The organism is Megasphaera sp. AM44-1BH (genome assembly GCF_003467125.1).
In the GTDB taxonomy this organism is placed as follows: Bacteria; Bacillota; Negativicutes; order Veillonellales; family Megasphaeraceae; genus Megasphaera.
Map to the genome: position 1 here is coordinate 61,871 of NZ_QSFA01000010.1, position 18,906 is coordinate 80,776.

At 48.1% G+C, this 18,906-nt stretch carries 10 protein-coding genes; 2 read left to right on the top strand and 8 right to left on the bottom strand.

Going from position 1 to position 18,906, the window contains the following annotated elements; genetic code table 11:
* Window positions 1–7 precede the first annotated feature (7 nt).
* The 5 genes from DW949_RS07975 to DW949_RS07995 all read right to left on the bottom strand — a co-directional run bounded on the left by DW949_RS07975 (window position 8) and on the right by DW949_RS07995 (window position 13,555).
* Window positions 8–1,669 carry an AAA family ATPase gene (locus DW949_RS07975; RefSeq protein WP_118022702.1) on the bottom strand — a complete coding sequence of 554 codons (1,662 nt, stop codon included), beginning with the start codon at window positions 1,667–1,669 and terminating at the stop codon, window positions 8–10.
* Between the two features lie 93 nt (window positions 1,670–1,762).
* On the bottom strand, window positions 1,763–3,139 hold the full coding sequence (locus DW949_RS07980) for an MATE family efflux transporter (RefSeq protein WP_118022703.1): 1,377 nt from the start codon (window positions 3,137–3,139) through the stop codon (window positions 1,763–1,765).
* A gap of 166 nt (window positions 3,140–3,305) precedes the next feature.
* Window positions 3,306–3,650 carry a molecular chaperone Hsp90 gene (locus DW949_RS07985; RefSeq protein ID WP_118022704.1) on the bottom strand — a complete coding sequence of 115 codons (345 nt, stop codon included), beginning with the start codon at window positions 3,648–3,650 and terminating at the stop codon, window positions 3,306–3,308.
* A gap of 687 nt (window positions 3,651–4,337) precedes the next feature.
* A complete protein-coding gene (locus DW949_RS07990) occupies window positions 4,338–7,208 on the bottom strand; it encodes an ESPR-type extended signal peptide-containing protein (RefSeq protein WP_118022705.1) in 2,871 nt (956 codons plus the stop codon).
* A gap of 866 nt (window positions 7,209–8,074) precedes the next feature.
* Complete coding sequence (locus tag DW949_RS07995; RefSeq protein ID WP_118022706.1) at window positions 8,075–13,555, bottom strand: ESPR-type extended signal peptide-containing protein; 5,481 nt, start codon at window positions 13,553–13,555, stop codon at window positions 8,075–8,077.
* 1,414 nt (window positions 13,556–14,969) lie between these two features.
* On the opposite strand from DW949_RS07995, the gene DW949_RS08000 reads away from it, so the two are divergent.
* Together DW949_RS08000 and DW949_RS08005 are read left to right on the top strand one after the other, a co-directional pair.
* Complete coding sequence (locus DW949_RS08000) at window positions 14,970–15,194, top strand: hypothetical protein (RefSeq protein ID WP_147349051.1); 225 nt, start codon at window positions 14,970–14,972, stop codon at window positions 15,192–15,194.
* A 469-nt stretch (window positions 15,195–15,663) separates the two neighbouring features.
* Window positions 15,664–15,894 (top strand): hypothetical protein, encoded by a 231-nt coding sequence (locus DW949_RS08005; protein WP_118022708.1) that lies wholly within the window; start codon window positions 15,664–15,666, stop codon window positions 15,892–15,894.
* Window positions 15,895–16,408: 514 nt separating this feature from the next.
* Here the strand turns inward: DW949_RS08005 and rpmF are convergent.
* From rpmF to DW949_RS08020, 3 genes are all read right to left on the bottom strand, one after another.
* Window positions 16,409–16,594, bottom strand: a complete 186-nt coding sequence (rpmF, locus tag DW949_RS08010; protein WP_014016180.1) for a 50S ribosomal protein L32 — start codon at window positions 16,592–16,594, stop codon at window positions 16,409–16,411.
* Window positions 16,595–16,629: 35 nt separating this feature from the next.
* Window positions 16,630–17,136, bottom strand: a complete 507-nt coding sequence (locus DW949_RS08015; RefSeq protein ID WP_118022709.1) for a DUF177 domain-containing protein — start codon at window positions 17,134–17,136, stop codon at window positions 16,630–16,632.
* A 90-nt stretch (window positions 17,137–17,226) separates the two neighbouring features.
* Window positions 17,227–18,867 carry a nucleoside kinase gene (locus DW949_RS08020; RefSeq protein ID WP_118022710.1) on the bottom strand — a complete coding sequence of 547 codons (1,641 nt, stop codon included), beginning with the start codon at window positions 18,865–18,867 and terminating at the stop codon, window positions 17,227–17,229.
* Window positions 18,868–18,906 lie beyond the last annotated feature (39 nt).

Genomic DNA, 18,906 nt, shown 5'->3' on the forward strand with positions numbered 1-18,906 from the left:
TCAAAATTTACACTAAGGCAACCCGTTTTCCATAAAAGGCAACGCCGTATTTCCATACGTTCGTAATGCCCCGGGCCTTGAAATCTGTATCATAGCCTTTTTCATCAATCTGACGGCGGGCTTCCTGCGCCTTTTCCAGCAGCTCATGTGGAGAGTCTGCCACCTTGAATTCCAGAATGACGCCACACTGCCCCTTCTGAGCCGGATAAATGGCCAGGTCGTACCGGCCCAGTCCGCTTTCCCGGTTTGATTTCACTTCATATTCCGGCACCAGCAGTGTCGTCATCCCTAACAGCAGGCCATGATAGAAAGTCTCGTGGTTTGCCGTATCGTATACACTGGCCATTTTCATCAGGATTTCCTGCAGGCCGTCGGCAAAGGCCTTACTATTCCCGGCCATAAGGTTTTCCATAGTTGTCATCAGATAGGACGTCGTTCTTCCCGGATTCATGCGGCTCAGGATTTCACTGCGGTAAATGCTGCGGACTTCCCGGTTGGGAATGGCCAATACGTACACCCACGTATCGATAATCAGCCGGCGGGACACGATTTTCAGATACCCCGACAGCACCAGAACCGTATACAGCGCATCGGGATTATCCACGATTTCCGGATAAATCGTATTTTCCGTAAGGACCGCCGTCACGGTCTCACCCTGAATGAGACGCAGCAGATTATCTTCCTGGACAGAATCGGTCTGTTTCAGCAGTTCTCCCAGCAGCACATTTCCCGACGTATGGGCCCAGTACGGCTGGGGCTGGCCCTGTTCTTTGAAAAAGCACAGTACCGACCAGGGATTATACATTTCCTGATTGCCAAACTGATACCCATCATACCAGTCATGGAGAACAGGCAGGGCATCGTCCTGCTGCTGCGCATGGGCCAGAACCCGCACTTCTTCCGGTGTAAATCCGATCCAGCCGGCATAAGTCCCATTGATGACACTGCTGACTTCCAGATTATTGAGTCCGCTGAAAATACTTTCCTTGGCAATCCGCAGAACACCCGTCAATACAGCAAAATCGAGAGACGGATTCGTCTTCAGTGCGGCACTGAGGAAATTCCGCATGAAAGCGATGCAATCATCATAGAAGCCGTGCTCCCATGCCTGCTGGACCGGAATATCGTACTCATCCAGCAAGAGGACGACAGGCTGCCCATGATAGTGTTTCATCATATCCATCAGCCGTCGCAGGGCATCTTCCATCTCGATTGGCGACGCCAGTCCGTCATGGACGCGCTGAAAATACCGCCGTTCCACTTGGGAAAAGCCGGTTCCTTCCATCAAATACGTATATTGATCATAGACATCGCTGAGGAGAGAGCGGAACTTTTCCACCATATCCGGCCAGGTCCGGTGCTTGACGTCCTTCAGGGACAGGAACAGGACAGGACGCCTGCCCTGCTCCGCCATATACGATCCACCATCAGCCCGTTCAATGGCCAGGCCGTGAAAGAGGTTACGATAATCAGCTCCACGGGCGGAAGCAAGGAAATAATACAACATGGACAAGAACAAGGTCTTGCCAAAGCGGCGCGGCCGCGTGAGCAGCAGCACTTCCCCATGATTGTCGAGAAGCTCCCCGATGGCCATGGTCTTATCGACAAAGTAATAATTCCCTTCGCGGATTTTGGCAAAATCATCAATACCAACAGGCAGTCTCTGCATGACCGCTCCCTCCTTTCAAAAAATTCCATATATCCTGTCTATAGTATACGGGAAAGGGCGGACAAAGGGAAGAGTCCTTTCCCCCTCTCCTCATCAGCGGTCGGCAAGCAGCCCGAGGACGATATGTCTGCGGCACATGCGGTATACGACGGTCAGTACGACGATAGTCACGGCCCAGCTCACAGGATAGGCCAGCATGAGGGTAACGAAATCACGGTGGGCGGCAAATGCCGTGTAGAGCCAGAGGATACGGACGCCGCAGATGCCGACCAGGACGACGACAGCCGGTGGCAGGGAATAGCCGTAGCCCCGCAGGGACCCGGAAATGATGTCGATGATGCCGTTGAGATAAAACGTACCGGCAATGCAGAACAACCGCAGCGACCCGAGCTGCACGACGACGGGATCACTGTTGAACAGGGCAATGAGCGGTTTTGAAAAAAGGAGCACCGGCGTCACCACTACCAGGAGAAACGCCCCTTCTACGGCAAAGGCTACCTTGGTGATGCGGAAGCAGCGGCGCAGATTCCGTGCCCCGTAATTCTGTCCGACAAAGGTCGTCGCCGCCTGACTGAATCCATTGACGAAGCAGTACATATTATTTTCTATGATGAAGGCCGCTGTCGAAGCTGCCATAGCTTCCGTCCCCAGACTGTTGAGGGCCGACTGGATCAGCACGTTGGAGAGGGCAAAGACCATGCCCTGCAGCCCTGCCGGCAGGCCGATGCGCATGATGCGGCGCAGTTCACTGCGGGAAAAGCACATATGATGCCGCTGCAGGCGGATCCGGTCGGCGGTACGGCACAATAAGACAAATAAGATACCTGCATTGACAGCAAAAGAAAGGACCGTCGCCACGACAACGCCCGTAAGACCCAGACCGAGCACGGTGACAGAAAGCAGGTCGAGGACGATATTGATCGCATTGGCTGCCACCAGACTGTACAGTGGCGTCCGGCCATCACCGCAACTGCGGAACACGGCCGCTTCAAAATTATACAGAGAAAGGAACGGCAGACCCAGGAGGAAAATCCGCAGATACAATTCTGCCATGGGATACACGTCGTCCGGCACGGCGAGAATCATAAGTGCAGGAGACACGATGAGTTCTCCGATGACCATGAGCGCCAGTCCCATGCCCAGAGAAAGGAGAATAGCCGTCTGCACCGTTGCTTCCACTTTCTCATCCTTCCGGGCTCCCAGATACTGGGCAATGACGACATTGGCACCGAGGGAAATCCCCATGAGGAGCGTCACCAGAAGGCCGATGACAGGCATATTGTTCCCGACAGCCGCCATGGCATCTTTCCCGACAAACCGCCCGAGAATAAAGACGTCAGCACTATTGAAGAGCTGTTCAAACATGCCCATAAGCCCGACGGGCATAGCAAAGAAAAACAATTTATCGGCAATAGAACCATGAAGCATATCCATCCCCTTGCGGGCCTGTTTCCGTTTTGTCTGTTCCATAGGGCACCTCCTTTATTCCTTCCCATGATTTCAGTGTAACACGTTTTACATAGTCCCGCTATCCCGCCGGGCAGTCATCCCGTGTCAGAACAGCGCAAAAAAGAGCTGCAACAGAAATGAATCTGTCACAGCCCTCTATGCATCCTATACGCAGTAGTCCGGCCTATCAGATAGCGTGGAGGATATCCAATATAGCCAGCGCAGCCGTACAGGCCGGGCAGTCACAATACTTGGCACCTTTGGCCTGAATATCTTTGGCATGAGCCAGGAGGCCTTTGGCCCCTTCTTCGCCAAGAATCTTTTTGGCAAGATCGGAACCGGCAAAGCCAAGCAGTTCGTCAATAGTAGATACGCCGTTTTTCAGGGCATCGATATATGCCGGCGTTTCGGCATCCTTGTCAGCAGCAGCCAGCCATGCATTGGCAGCAGTTTTCAGTTTCGGATTGCAGCTCGGTGCTGCCAGTAAATCATTGGTCTTGGCCGTAACGGCTTCTATCGTTTTTGCGTCCATGAATCATTCCTCCTTGTAGTAACAAATATCGTCCTTACATCTATAAGCATATATCATTCAAGTTGTAATGTCAATAGTTACATTTTTATTTTATCGGGAAGGAGAAAGGCCGCAGGCCGGGAAGGGATAGCGGTTAGCAAGAAAGTCGGTTTGCTGCGTTGGAAGCCGTCCCCGTGAGGGGAAGGTGCCCGTCAGGGTGGAAGGGGCTTTATCAATATACTGAGTCCTATTCGTGAGTCCGTTTCCGCGTGCTGTGATGCCGCAGGTTTACTGCGTTGGAAGCCTGTCCGTCGTGCTACTCCTCGGACTCAGATACTGGAACTCAGATTATGTAAAGCCCCTTCAGACGCCGTTGGCGCCAGCTTCCCCTCACGGGGACGCCATGCTACACGGTTCTTTTAGCCAGCTGAATATGCTAACTAGCCGGTTTGCCGCGTTGGAAGCCGTCCCCGTGAGGGGAAGGTGCCCGTCAGGGTGGAAGGGGCTTTATCAATATACTGAGTCCTATTCGTGAGTCCGTTTCCGCGTGCTGTGATGCAGCCGGTTTGCTGCGTTGGAATCCTGTCCGTCGTGCTACACTGTTCTTCAAGCCGGCACAGATGCTGAACACCCCGCATCAGTTTTTTTGGGGGAGGGATTTTCTGATGCGGGGTGTTCTGTTTGTATCAATCAGATAGGATAGTTCTGTTATTTGATGCGGCTTTTCAGTTCTTCCAGTGCTTTCTTCAGCTCCTGGATTTCCTGGTCCTGCCGGGCATCGTTTGCTTTGAGCTGCTGATTTTCTGCTACCAACTGGGCCTTGCTGATTCCGGCGTAAGAGTTTCCTTTGCCGATTTTGAAGCTGATGCCGGCGTTAAACATGTTTTCGCCATTGCCGAAATTCGTGCCCAGGCTGAACATGGTGTCTTCATTGGGACGATAGAATGCGCCGAAAGCTACACTGTTGGCATTGCGGTAATTGCCATAGCCGACAGCGAAGTCCCACTTGTCATCAGGATTGAAGTCCAGCGGATGGAGTGCTGCCAGAGCAGCTGCACCGGCTCCTACTTTGTTGATGCGGTTATCCAGGTTGGATACACGGTTATTGATGTTATAAATAGATTCCGTGTTGGCCGCCAACTGATGATCCAAAGCCGTTATGTTTTGGCCAGCCGTATTGTCCTTCCTGATAAAGATTCCGTCCTTTTCGACCCGTGTTTCGTTATAGACCGTACCGGCATTGACGGCGTTCGTAGACGCCTGTTCAATCGTCGTGTTGGCTACATTCTTGATGGTCGTATCTTCCCGCAGCGTAACGGTCTTGCTTTCGTCACCGTCATAGTTGACAGCGTTCTTGGTCGCAGCCTGCAGCTGGTCTTCCGTAGCGGCCTGACCGGACGTAATGTTCTTGGCATCCCAAGTCTTGTTAGTCAATCCACCAATCGTGCCTTTATTATCCTTGTTGATGGTGACCTTGCCAATGGTAGCGGAACCTGTCACTTCGAGGTCTTTTGTTGTGATCTTATTAGCTGCTGTAACCGAATCGACGTTCAGATTTTTATTCAGGGAAATCTGATAATTTGCAGCTTCTCCTTCTTTGGCAATATTTTTAACAGAGAGGTTAGAATCTTCCGTTGATACAATAGTATGCTTGTCCGCAGCTTCGGAAGCATTCTTAATGGCTTCGTCGAGTTTTCCGATGGAAGTCGTGACACTTTCACCTTTTGTAACATACTTCGTGCTGCTGTAGTCAAGATTCCCCACTTTGTTATCTACATGATTGACAGCATCCACTACGGTCGTTTTACCTGTAGCATTTTTAATATCTGCATTTAAACTCGTGACATCGCCTACATCACTGGCTTTTGCTACATCCGTAATACGGACGGTACTAACTGTTCCCGTCTTATCTACAACGTCCATCGATACTCCCTGCACTGACTTGCCATCCTTGTCCGTAATAGTACCAACGGCATAATCTCCAGCCTTGATATGTGTATCATTGGCATCGGCTGCAACCTGTTCCATCGCTTTTTGAATCTGAGCTTCCGTAGCAGCCTTTGTGGATGTTAAATAATTTTTCGTTTTATCCCAGGTCGTATTAGACAATCCTGTAATCACATTTTTCTGACCGTCTACAGTCACAGTACCAGAAATAACGGTGGTGGCTTGCAGACTTGTAAGTCCTGTAATATTTTTTGCAAGGCGAATATTCAACGTATTGTCATCTTTTTTTACTACGCCAATGTTATTAGCGTCAACGGGATCAATCGCTCCTCCGATAATATTAAGCTGTTTATTCAGTTCTCTCGATATGACTTTGCTATTATCTAACTGTCCGTCGTCACCAGCAAATGTTAAACCGTCCGTACTTTTAGCCAAGCCGGCCGTATTTAAGTCAATCGTATATTCGATGCCCAGGCCTTTGTTTACACTCTTATTATCTACTGTAATACGACTGTTTGCAGCCGCTTTGACAGTCGCATGCTTTGCAGCCTCTGTCGCTACGGCATAAAGCTCGCTCCCATTGACAGCATCTGTACTATCGGACGTAACACGTCCGGCGGCTACGTTCGTAATAGTCCGTACCGTTTTTTTATTACCCACATTATTACCCACATTATTACCTACACTAACAATTCCGTCTGGATACCCACCACTTACACTATACCAGCTGCCAAGATTCGGAATCGTAAGAGACATAACATTGTAATCATTCAAGTTACCCGAAGCAACCGAGCCTTGGCCCAAGGCAACGGAATTTTCTACTGAAACCGTTGCCCCTGTACCTATAGCAATACTATTTGCCCCACTTACCTGACTGCTTGCACCTAAGGCCATACTATTTTCTGCGCCGGTCAAAACCTTTGCCTGATATCCCAATGCCGTTCCCTTAGACGCACCTGTGTCTACTAACGCTCCTAATCCAACAGCTGACGAGTAATCAGACAGAGCAGACGCACCTTCACCTACGGCAGTAGCGGATTCCCCATTAGCCTTGGCGAGCGAACCCAATGCGGTTGCCTGCTTTCCTGTAGCCTGTGCATTCATGCCAACAGCTGTACTGTTATTTTGCTCAGCAAGAGCATCCGTCCCCAGTGCAACATCATACCAGCCAGTTGCCTTACTGTTATAACCCAGGGCTGTCGAACGATAACCAGCCTGACTTCTATAGCCGACCGCCGTATTATCATCCTGATCATTTCCACCTTCTAAATGAGTTGTTTCAGCACGATATCCCAATGCTAATGAATGATTCCCTTTTGCTGAAACAAAAGGTCCGATAGCAATCGAGCCTTCCCCTCTAGCTCCATCATTGTTATAATTACTGTCATTGCCTTCGGCAGATTCCTGGGTTAATTTTATACTATAATAATGGATATTAGCATCTGTTGCAGGGGCCGCCGCCAGTCCCACACTGGTGACGCCGGCTGTGAGGATGAATGCAGTGAGAGCGGCGACGGCTAATCGCGACGTCCTTCCTCCGATGGACGTCCGTCCATCGGCTTTGGCCAGTTCGGACGTAACGACATAGCATTGTTTCACATGACTCCAGATGACACTGTATATTTTATTCATAGGATACCCTCCTCATAGTATAATCATTAATAATAAGACAATGTGACTTCTTGTTATTATTATACTACAAACAGTTGTTTGTAACAAATAAATTGTTATAATTATATTTTAATACATAATAATTTTAATTTTTATATCTAAATTATTGCGATATTATTTATTCCTTTTTGTTTTGTAAAACGACATGATTGTTACCGAAAGCATATTTATTACTATTATTTAAATATATTTATATATTCCAGTCGTAAAAAAAATCCATTGTAAACAATCGGGCGCAGATGATGGAAAAACGTAGGGAGGGAAGGGATAGTGGTTAGTGGTTAGTGGTTAGTGGTCAGCAAGAAAGCCGGTTTTCTGCATTGAAATTCTGTCCGTCGTGCTACGCTTCTCGGACTCGGACTCAGATACTGGAACTCAAATTATGTAAGGACCCCACCACCGCAAGCGGTCCCCCTCCCACGTCCCCGGGGAGGCATGCTACATTGTACTTCTAACCTGCTAAATATGCATATAGTCGGCTTGCTGCGTTAGAAGCCGTCCCTGCTAAGGGAAGGAGGGCCACAAAGTGGCGGAAGGGTTCTTATTTCAATACTGAGTCCTATCTTGAGTCCATTTTCCGCGTGTTGTGATGCAGCCGGTTTGCCGCGTCGGAAGCCTGTCCGTCGTGCTACTCCTCGGATTCAGATACTGGAACTCAAATTATGTAAGGACCCCACCACCGCAAGCGGTCCCCCTCCCACGTCCCCGGGGAGGCATGCTACATTGTACTTCTAACCGGCACAGATACAGAACACCCCGCATCAGAGTTTGGGGGGATTTTCTGATGCGGGGTGTTCTGTTTGTATCAATCAGATAGGATAGTTCTGTTATTTGATGCGGCTTTTCAGTTCTTCCAAGGCTTTCTTCAGTTCCTGGATTTCCTGATCCTGTTTCTGAATCTTTTGATCCTGCAGGGCATCGTTTTCTTTTAGTTGCTGGTTTTCTGCTACCAGCTGCGCTTTGCTGATTCCGGCGTAGGAGTTTCCTTTGCCGATTTTGAAGCTGACACCGGCGTTGATCATGTTTTCGCCGTTGCCGAAGTTGGTTGCCACGTTGAACATGGTATTTTCGTTAGGCTGGTAGAATGCTCCCACTGCTACGCTGTTAGCATTGCGATAGTTGCCGTATCCGACAGCAAAGTTCCATTTGTCATCAGGATTGAAGTCCAGCGGATGGAGGGCTGCCAGAGCCGCTGCACCGGCTCCGACTTTGTTGACGCGGTTATCGAGATCGGATACACGGCCATTCAGGTTGGTTACGTCTCCAGCCAGGTTGGTCACGTTGTTTTCAATCGATTCTACGTTCTTCTGGACGCGATAGAGCTGGCTGCCATTGACAGCATCTTTCGAATCGGCTGCGATTTCTCCATCGGCGACGTGAGTTACTTTCTTGCCGCCTGCATCAATACCACTCTTAGTAATCGACGGGCCTCCAGTGATAGTCAGTCCATCACTGGAAATGGTGGTATTTCCAGCCGTTACCTTATCGACAGTGATTTCCTTATTGAGGGATACTTTGTAATTAGCCGGTTTTGCCGGGTCGGTTTCGGTATTGGCAACAGTGATGTTCATTTCATCACCAACGACAGTTCCTACGCCACCATCTTTGCCGTCCTTGCCATCTTTGCCCGGTGCGCCAGTATCACCTTTTTCACCCTTCGGACCCTGGGCACCCGTATCACCCTTGTCACCTTTCGGGCCTTTGAAGTCCGGATCATCTTTCAGAGCATCTTTGTCCAACGTAACAAGTACTCGTTTGTCGCCTTCACTACCGACTTCCTGTGCTTTTAGACCATCGCCAAAGTCAAACTGCAGATTGCTGATTGTCATGTCTGTTGCAATCTGGTCGCCGTCTTTATACACATTATTTGCAAATTTACCGCCGTTATAGATGTGAACAGGCAGATTCATCACGGCCCGTAGCTGTGCCACGTTGACAGCATCGGTGTCAGCCCAACCGGCAGCTACATTAGTAAGCTGACGGGTATGAGCACTATCACCGATGGAAGCAGCTGCCCAGTTCGATTTCCATTTTATATCATCAGTTAAAGTGCTCTGATTACCTGTCAAAGGATCATATCCAGCCACCTCTTTATCAGTCGAAGCTATTGAGCCATAGCCCAGGGCTACGCCGCCATCGACAGTAGCATTGGCATTATGGCCAAGGATGGTAACCTGGGAAGCTGTTGTCGGAAGGGCACTGGCTGCCGAACCGAGGATGATGTTGTTGCTCTGGTTTTCCAAGGTGTGATTATCGCCGATGACGATATTGGAATGATTATTTTCTACACTGTCACCGGTTACCGTATTGTGGGCACCGATGAGATAATCGTTCTTGCCATTGATCAGCGTCGTGTAGAAGCCATCGACATAGTTGAGCTGCGAAGAGGTATCGTCCGCTGTGCCATCATCATTTTTCTTCTGATTTCCTTTGACCGTATTGCCAACACCTATGACCTGGGTCATGTAGGCATTGTCCACGACGTTACCGCCACCAAAGGCCATGACCTGTCCACCACTGGTAGGAACAGCAGCCTGCAAGGCTTCACCCAGTGCTTTCGGATCTTTCAAGTTGCTAGTGATGGCTCCCATTTTCGAGATATCAATATCACGGTAGGAGTTAGAAATGACGTTGCCTGCCCCATAAATAAGAGCTGCATTGGAATCCGTCGTCATATTGGCCTGACCGACGATGCTGTTGGCCACGCCGCTGAAGGCTCCGGACTTATCCGAATTATTGTTGATGTTAAAAGTACCATAAGACAAGGCCGTAGCCCCACGGAAATCTTTACTGCCCGGAGCAGCTGCCCGGTTAATGATACCAGATAGAGAACCCGTTACCGTCGAAGCAATGCCGCCGGCATAGGTCATATACCCAGCCGACAGAGCTCCCATTTCCTTGGCTCCGTCATTTGCTTCATTAGTGTATCCAGCGTAGGAGCCTAACTGAGTTTCTGTAAACGGTATCTTCTGGACACTGTAATACTTTGTCTTCGAAGCCGTAATATTATTACTAATCGTACTGCTCGCAGCCTTGAGCTGTGCCACATTGACGGCATCCGTATCCTGCGTGCCAGCTGCGACGTTAGTAATCTGGCGGGTAATGTTCTTCGAGGCATCACCGACGGAAACGGCAGCAGCTTTCGACTTCCAGGTGCCAGTGGTATCAGCCTGATGGTCACCATTTGCCGGGTCATAACCGACTTGATCCTTATCGATAACAGCTACGGAACCGGCACCGATGGCTACACCGCCATTTTTCAGTACATCCGCATTATGGCCAATCATGACAGCATCTTCGAGGTTTTCTTGATGTGTAAAACGATTTACACTTTCCTCTGTAACCAGCGTTCCATCTGTGTTATATCTCTTCTGAGTTAAATTTCCATCTTGTGATCCTAAAATGACATTATTACTACCATTCCTCATCTGATGGAAGTCACCAATGACGATATTCGATTTATTGCTGCTTACATCATCACCAGAAATGTCATTTGCCATACCAATAACATAATCATTCTTTGCATTTGTGAGCTTATTATAGAAACCATCTACATAGTTCAGTCTTGTCGCCTGTGTATTAAATGCACTATTAAAGGCCGTAATATAACGTTCATAGTTCTCCTCATCATTCTGTAGTTCTGGAGGAGTAAAAGTGATATCAGTCCCTTGTACTTTATTGCCCACACCCATCAGCTGCGTCATATAGGCTTTATCTGCTACGTTGCCACCACCAATGGCCATGACCTGTCCACCACTCTGCAAAACAGCTTCGCCGACTTTATCCATGAACGATTCCGGATTCTGATAAACATCGGGATTCATGGAAGTAACCAACATATTAATCGGTACATCGCCTCTGTACGAGTTAGTGATCTTGTTGCCAGCACCGTAAATCAAAACCCCGTTAGAATCTTTTGTCAGATTTCCCTGTCCAACAATACTGTTAGCTGTCCCACTGTACCATTTTGAAAAATCGTTAGCTGATTGAGGAGTGGTGTTTAAGTTGAAATTAAACGATCCTACAGATACAGCAGTAGCCCCTTGAGGGGATAAATCTTCATCGTCTCCATCTTTAACTTTATCATTTTGAATTACAGAATACGAGCCGATAACAGTACTTGCGTCTCCAGCCGCATATGTACCATATCCCGCAGCCATTGCATAATACGATTTTGCGCCATCATTATTTTTATTTGTATAATGTTTTTCAAACTCTTCATTGTCAAATATCGCACCTGGTGCAGAATCATTGACACTGTAATACTTCGTCTTCGAAGCATCAACGGTATTACTGATAGCTTTGAGCTGTGCTACGTTGACGGCATCAGTGTCCTGTGTGCCGGCAGCCAGGTTAGTAATCTGTCTCGTAATTGCTTTAGAAGTTACTTCTCCTGTTTTTTCATCTTTCTCTTCGGCCCGACCTACGGAAACAGCGGCGTCAGTAGATACCCACGTAGTATAATCTTTATCTGATGCGGCATGGGTTTTGCCTTTTGCGTCATAACCGGTTTTCCCGGCTTCGGTAGAGGCTATGGAATCCGAGCCAAGGGCTACACCGCCATTTTGCGTGACATCTGTATTATAGCCGACCATGACGGCATTTTCGATATCGTTTTTGTGTTCCTTGACTGGGACTTGTTCGGTGACGGTATATTCAAACGTACCATCAGGATGTTCATCCGTCATAGCCCATGCGGATTTCGACTGCTTTGTAACTTGTTTTTCCGTAGAATCCATAGAGCCGAGAATAACGTTGTGTTTCCCGTTTTCCAAGTTATGATAATCGCCGATGACAACGTTGTCTTCACCATTTCTCAGGGTGTTTCCTGTACCGACAATAGCACTCCGTTTGATATTCGTTCCGGTGTTTGCAAAACCACTCACGGTATTGTACGCACTCATGTCCGTTTCAGAGCCTTGCAATGTATTACCAGTACCAAGAATCTGCGACCGAATAGCATAATCGGCATTATTACTGTTGCCCAAGACCGATACAGCACCGCCACTGGTTTCCATATACTTCTGCCAGGAATTACGCATCTCATCAAAATAGATGTTTAAATTATTTCCTTCAGCTTCGGTGTCTGCTCCCTGTGCATAATAGCTGGCACCATAAAGTCCAGATGCAACCCAATAACCTGTTGCGCCAGGTGTATCTTCGTCTTTTCCAAGAATATCCGGCCCTTTGGCATGGGTTACCGTATTGCCGACACCCATAATCATCGTGCCTCTGGCATTCGATGTAATATTCAAGCTGCCATTGATGCTGTTTCCCACTCCATCGACATCAGCGGCACTCTCAACTGAGCCACTTGCATCTTCTATTTTATTGAAAGCACCATAAATAGATGCTATGGCCCCTGATCCTGAATATGGATCGCTGGTGTCACTGCCGATGATGGAACGAGAGCCCATTATCGTCTGATATACACCGCTTCCTTGTGAGCGATTACCAACGACTATACCTTCTCCATACCGTTTAATTTTTGTATGATAACCAATAATAATACTATTGGCTCCAACTGAATATAAGTCACCAATTTCATTTTTTTCCTTTGGTTTACCAGATGGAGACAGTTGTTGTTCAGATGGAGATAATGAGCCTATTACGATAGAGTCTTGAATTCCATCGATATTCTGATTATCACCAATGACAATACCAGCAGCCGGGCCACCAGCACTCTCGATGTTAAAATCAGCTCGATTATTATTGCCAATAACCTTCAGCGAATCCCATTCATTGCGATACGTATCTGTTGATCGAATGAAATTACCGCGGCCTATTGTCAAATCTGATACATTAGGTTCTCGTCCTTCCGGATGCTGATAATCTGTGACCGTTCCATCATCCCTGCCCATAATCGTGTTATTATCACCAACGACCTGCTGATTACGGCTGGCAGAGATAGTGTTACCCGAACCATGAATACGCGCATCGTTGCTTCTGACATATCTGACGCTACCATCTTCGCCTACTGCTTTATTGGTAACCGTATTTGTATCACCGACGATTTCTGCATTGCTGCTATCTGTGACTTTATTATTCTTGCCAGTAATATTCGCGTTAAGTTCCGTAGCTTTTTTCGAATCCGTACTGGTAATGGTATTGCCACTATTATCGGTTACAGTATCTGCCAGTCCTACGCTGGTGACGCCAGCTGTGAGGATGAAGGCGGTGAGGGCGGCGACGGCTAATCGCGAAGTTCTCCCTCTGGTGGACGTCCGGCCATGAGCTTTGACCAGTTCTGATGTGACGACATAGCATTGTTTTACATGACTCCAGATGACTTTGTATATTTTATTCATAAATAGCCTCCTGTATTATGATTATTTTGCTTACATAAAATAGTCGTGTTTTACTTAATATTATACCATCAAATGTCATTTTGTCACAATTATATTGCAATTAAACGACAATAACGGCGATATTTTATTATTTTTATGTTTATTTACTTATGATATATGTTATTTTGTTCTGATATATAAAATAGCAAAATGAGAGTGCTCTGTATATTTATATCCATCTATGTATTTATACAAATTTTATACTATGTTCACTATAACTGGACAAAATTCTGACAAACATAAAATGACACGAAATAACATAATACAGGTATCAGTCCGTCTCTATTTTACAAAAAACGCTATGTTCTCACTATTTAACGCTCTATCTGCAATCAGGACACCAGGACACTACAATCCGTTCTTTTACCTATTTCCTATAATTTCACTACGTCATTTGTTTCGTCTTACATTACACAAATTTTCGTGTTTGTATTTACGAATTATATTTTTAACCCGATACAATCCGCCTGCATTTCATGCAAAACTTTTATGGCAAGTCAGTTTACCCATAGAACCGGGTTATAAAAAAATCTGCTGCACAAAAGGTGCAACGGGAAGGGGGAAGGGATAGTGGGAAGGGATAGTGGTTAGTGGTTAGTGGTTAGTTTGATGAAAGTATACTGTACCCATAAGCCGGTTTGCTACGTTAGAAGGCGTCCCTGCGAAGGGAAGCTGTCTGCGCAGCAGACTGAAGGGTTCTTATTGCAATAGTGAGTCCTTTTCGTGAGTCCTATCTTGAGTCCGTTTCCGCATGCGGTGATGCCGCCGGTTTGCCTATCTTCTTATTGCTGGATTGTAGATTTTATGTCTGACATCAAAAATATACCATAGACAGAATATACGTTCTATGATATACTAAATTCATACTATTCGTGTATAGAACAGACTCGTTCATCAGAGGGGGATTCTCTACGGAAGAACTTTCTTTTCTGGCGGACGAGTTCTTTTATTTCTATGATATAATAGAAAGGAAGGATGAACAATGATGTACCAAATCAAAGACTGGCAGGACCTGACCATTCAGGACGATTACATGTTCAAACTCATCATGAGCCGGAAACGGACTCAGATACTAGAACTCAAATGATAAAAAGACCCCGCCACCGCAAGCGGTCCCCCACCCCTTCACAGTGGTGGCTTGCTACACAGTGCTTTGAACCGACTGTTTTTTTACCCCTAAAATCAGCAATACAGGACCCACGACCGGTGACGGTTTCCATCCTGAATCGTCAGCGGGGCCGTCATATGCAAGGAGGATGGAGGGAGGCGTAGCGGGGCTACGTTGACCGACGACGACGCAGTAGATGATGGTCACGCTGGCGAGGCAGGGGAAATAAGTCGCCGGCCGTGGGTTCGACAAGAGAGGGTGAGATATATGACCTATACATTGAAATTAAAAGAAGAACGTAAAATTGGTCATGAAACAGGATTTCGTGAAGGCATGGAAAAAGGTTTACAAAAGGGAACACAAAAGGGAAAGTTGGAAACTGCATTAAAGATGCTAAGAAATGGTATATCCATGGAAATAGTATTAAAATGTACAAACCTTCCCCCTTCTGCTATTAAAGAAGCCGCAGAAAAAAGTGGATTGCAAATCTGATAACCTGTCCGTCGTTCTACTTCCCGGACTCAAATACTGGAACTCAGATGATATAAAGCCCCTTCAGTCAGCAAAGCTGACAGCTTCCCCTCACGGGGACGCCCTGCTACACGGTGCTTCAAACCGACATTCCACAACGGGGACGCCATATTACACTGTTTGTCGAACCGGCTATTTTTACCCCAAAAATAATCAGTAACACAGAACTCACGACTGTAAGCGGTTTCTGTCCTGAATCGCTGGAAAGGGTGTCAGATGCAAGGCGGAAGAAGGAGCCATAGCGGGGCTATGGTGACTGATGACAACGAAGCAGATGGCGCTCTTTTCGGCGAGGCAGGGGAAACAAGCTTCCAGCCGTGAGTTCGTAAAGGGCTACGTTGACCGACGACGACGCAGTAGATGATGGTCACGCTGGCGAGGCAGGGAAATAAGTCGCCGGCCGTGGGTTCGACAAGAGAGGGTGAGATATATGACCTATACTTTGAAATTAAAAGAAGAACGTAAGATTGGTCATGAAGCCGGATTTCGTGAAGGAATGGAAAAAGGCATGGAAAAAGGGTTAGAAAAAGGGTTACAAAAGGGAACGCAAAAAGGAAAGTTGGAAGATGCATTAGAGATGTTAAAAGACGGAGTAGCGGTGGAAAAAATAGCGAAGTATACAGGCCTTTCTCCAGATATAATTACAGCGTTAAAGCAATAATTCGGCCTCATTTATGAATAGCATAAATTCCTGTTTACTTATTACTTAGGTTATTCGTTGAAGCCGGTTTGCAAGGTTGGAATCAGTCCGACGTGCTACGCCTCGGACTCAGATACTGGAACTCAGATTATATAAAGCCCCTTCAGTCAGCAAAGCTGACAGCTTCTCCTCACGGGGACGCCATGCTACACTGCACTTTAAACCTGCTAAATATGCATATAGCCGGTTTACCGCGTTGGAAGCCGTCCCCGTGAGGTGGAAGGGCCTTTTCGGCCCGCAAGGGGCTGACTGAAAGGAAGCGCAAGGCGGCTGCCGAAACGGACAGCAGAGATGGGACCGCGTTAGCGGTGGAAGGGGCTTTATCAATATACTGAGTCCTATTTTTGAGTCCGTTTCCGCGTGCGGTGATATAGCCGGTTTGCTATGTTGGAAGCCTGTCCGCTTCTCTATTGTTCTTCTACCCTGCTGGAATCCAAAAAAAGCGTCCCTTTCGGGACGCTTTTTATGTTAACTCTTATTCAGCTGTTGTGTTGTTGACAACCTGTTTGCCTTTATAGTAGCCGCAAGTCGGGCATACATGATGAGGCATCATTGCTTCGTGACACTGCGGGCATTCTACGTAACCCGGTGCTGTCAATTTCCAGTTTGCACGACGCATCTTCTGACGAGTCTGGGATAATCTGTTCTTTGGTACTGCCATGTTCTGCACCTCCTTAAATCACATGGTACGTGTTTCTAGTGCTTTTCTTTGGATCGTAATAACTGAGCCAGGGCTTCAAGCCTCGGGTCAATCTTGTCGGTAGGACAACTACAGGGTCCTTCATTCAGGTTTGCACCGCACTGCGGACAAAGCCCTTTGCAGTCAGGCCGGCACAACACCCTCATGGGTTCGCTGAGGATCAAGGTTTCTCTAATTGTCTCCGTCAAATCGATGTATTCCCCGTTATAGGGCAATACGTCCTCGGGAAGCTCTGCTTCCGTACCATAGACTTCAGACAGTGTTTCATTCCGATCCACCGATACCGGTGTCAGACAACGGCTGCAGGGATACATGCCCGATGTGCGAATCGTTCCTTCTACAAGGAGATGATTGCCATCGAAACAATACGTTCCTTCCACAGCTACGGTAGCATCTTTCCATGGGAAATCATCTACATCACCGAGCTCGGCAGCCGGACGTTCAAACGAAAAAGGGAAAGACTTCCCCATTTCTTTGAGTGCTTCTTCGACTTGTAGTTTCATTATTTCTACCTCGACTATACTATTATATCTATCCGCTCAGGCTTTGTCAATGATAAATTCGTATACCTTGCGGACGCCGCGCGCAGTCTGTCATTTGCCGATAAATTCCCGCAGGAGGGAGTTCATGGGGACGACGGAGGAATCTACGGGTTTGAAGGGTTTCAGGAATTTGACCAGGCGCTGGGCTTCTGCATAGTAAGGGCTGTCCTGGCCGATGGATTCCAGGAGCGGTTCGGCATAGGGCTTGAGGACGGCCAGTTCGTACGGCAGGGCCGTGTTGAATATGGTATCGGCATCTTCCTGATAGGGGTAGATATTTTTTTCTTCGCCACGGCGCACGTCGCCCCAGATTTCCATGGTCGCTTCGGGACCGCGGCCGCGGAACTGGTGATCCCGGACCATGCGGCGGATGATGCGCGTATCCGACGTGGAAATGCGGTTGTGGTCGTTGATGCGAATCTGTGTCAGGACGCCGAGGGAGATTTTTACTTTTTCATACCGGGGCAGCATATAGGTCAGGGAATCGTTCAGGGCATGGAGTCCTTCTACGACGATGGGCTGGCCCGGTTCGAGGCGCGTCGGTTTTTCATCGAAGTAGCGTTTGCCTTCGACGAATTCAAAACGGGCCAGGTGGACGTCTTTGCCCTGATTGAGGTCATCGATCTGCTGGTTGAACAGGGGCACGTCGATGGCGCGCAGTGATTCGAAATCGTAGCTGCCGTCGGGATTGCGCGGCGTATCTTCTCTATTATAGAAATAGTCGTCCAGGGAAATCCGTACCGGCCGCAGTCCATCGACGCGGAGCTGGGTGGTCAGGCGTTTGCAGAATGTCGTCTTGCCGGCCGAAGACGGGCCTGCGATGAGGACGACTTTGATTTTTGGCCGCTGGGCTACGATATAATCGGCCAGTTCAGCCAGTTTCTTTTCCTGCAGGGCTTCGGCCATATCGACGATGTCCTGGATGGTTCCGTCCTGGATATACCGGTTCAGGTCCGATACGTATTCACAGCGGACGATGCGGCCCCATTCTTCTGCTTCCAGGAAGAGGCGGGCCATTTTCGGGATTTCCTTGTACGGCGGCAGTTCATTGGGGTTTTCTACTTTCGGGTATTCCAGTATGATGCCCGGCGCATAGAGGCGCAGGTTGAAGCAGGTCAGGTATCCCATGCTGGGGAGGAGAGGTCCCATGTAGTAATCCAGTATCTGTCCGCACTGATAGGCCAGGACGTAAGGCACATCGACATGGCTCAGCAGTTCTGCTTCGTGCTTGAGGTCCCGGTTGTGGCACATGGCCAGTGCCGTTTGGGCGCTGACTTTGACCTGGGTAATGACTTCGTCCTGTTCGACGATTTCATCCATGCGGCGCTTGATGGCTTCTACATCGTGAATGGTCACGTTGTGGCCGATTTCCAGTTCACAGTAGAGAGATTTGCGCAGGGCGTGCTTGACCAGTACTTTGCCGTCGGGATAGAGTTCGGCCACAGCCCGCACGAGGAGCAGGATGGCCGTGCGTATGATGCACTGGTTGCCTTCCAGTGTATTCAGCTGGTACCATTCGACGTCTCCGTTTTCTTCTATTTTCGTCTGCAGGCCGGCCAGTTCGTTATTGTACAGGGCGGCTGCCACCGGCGGGTCGGCCTTGGGACAGCATTGCCGGCTCAGGGCGAGCAGGGTCGTTCCTTTTTCCACGGTATAGTCTGTATTGTGGGTCTTATCATGTATGGTTATCACAGTATCACTCCTCACTGTATTTGTAAAATTTTATGCCTT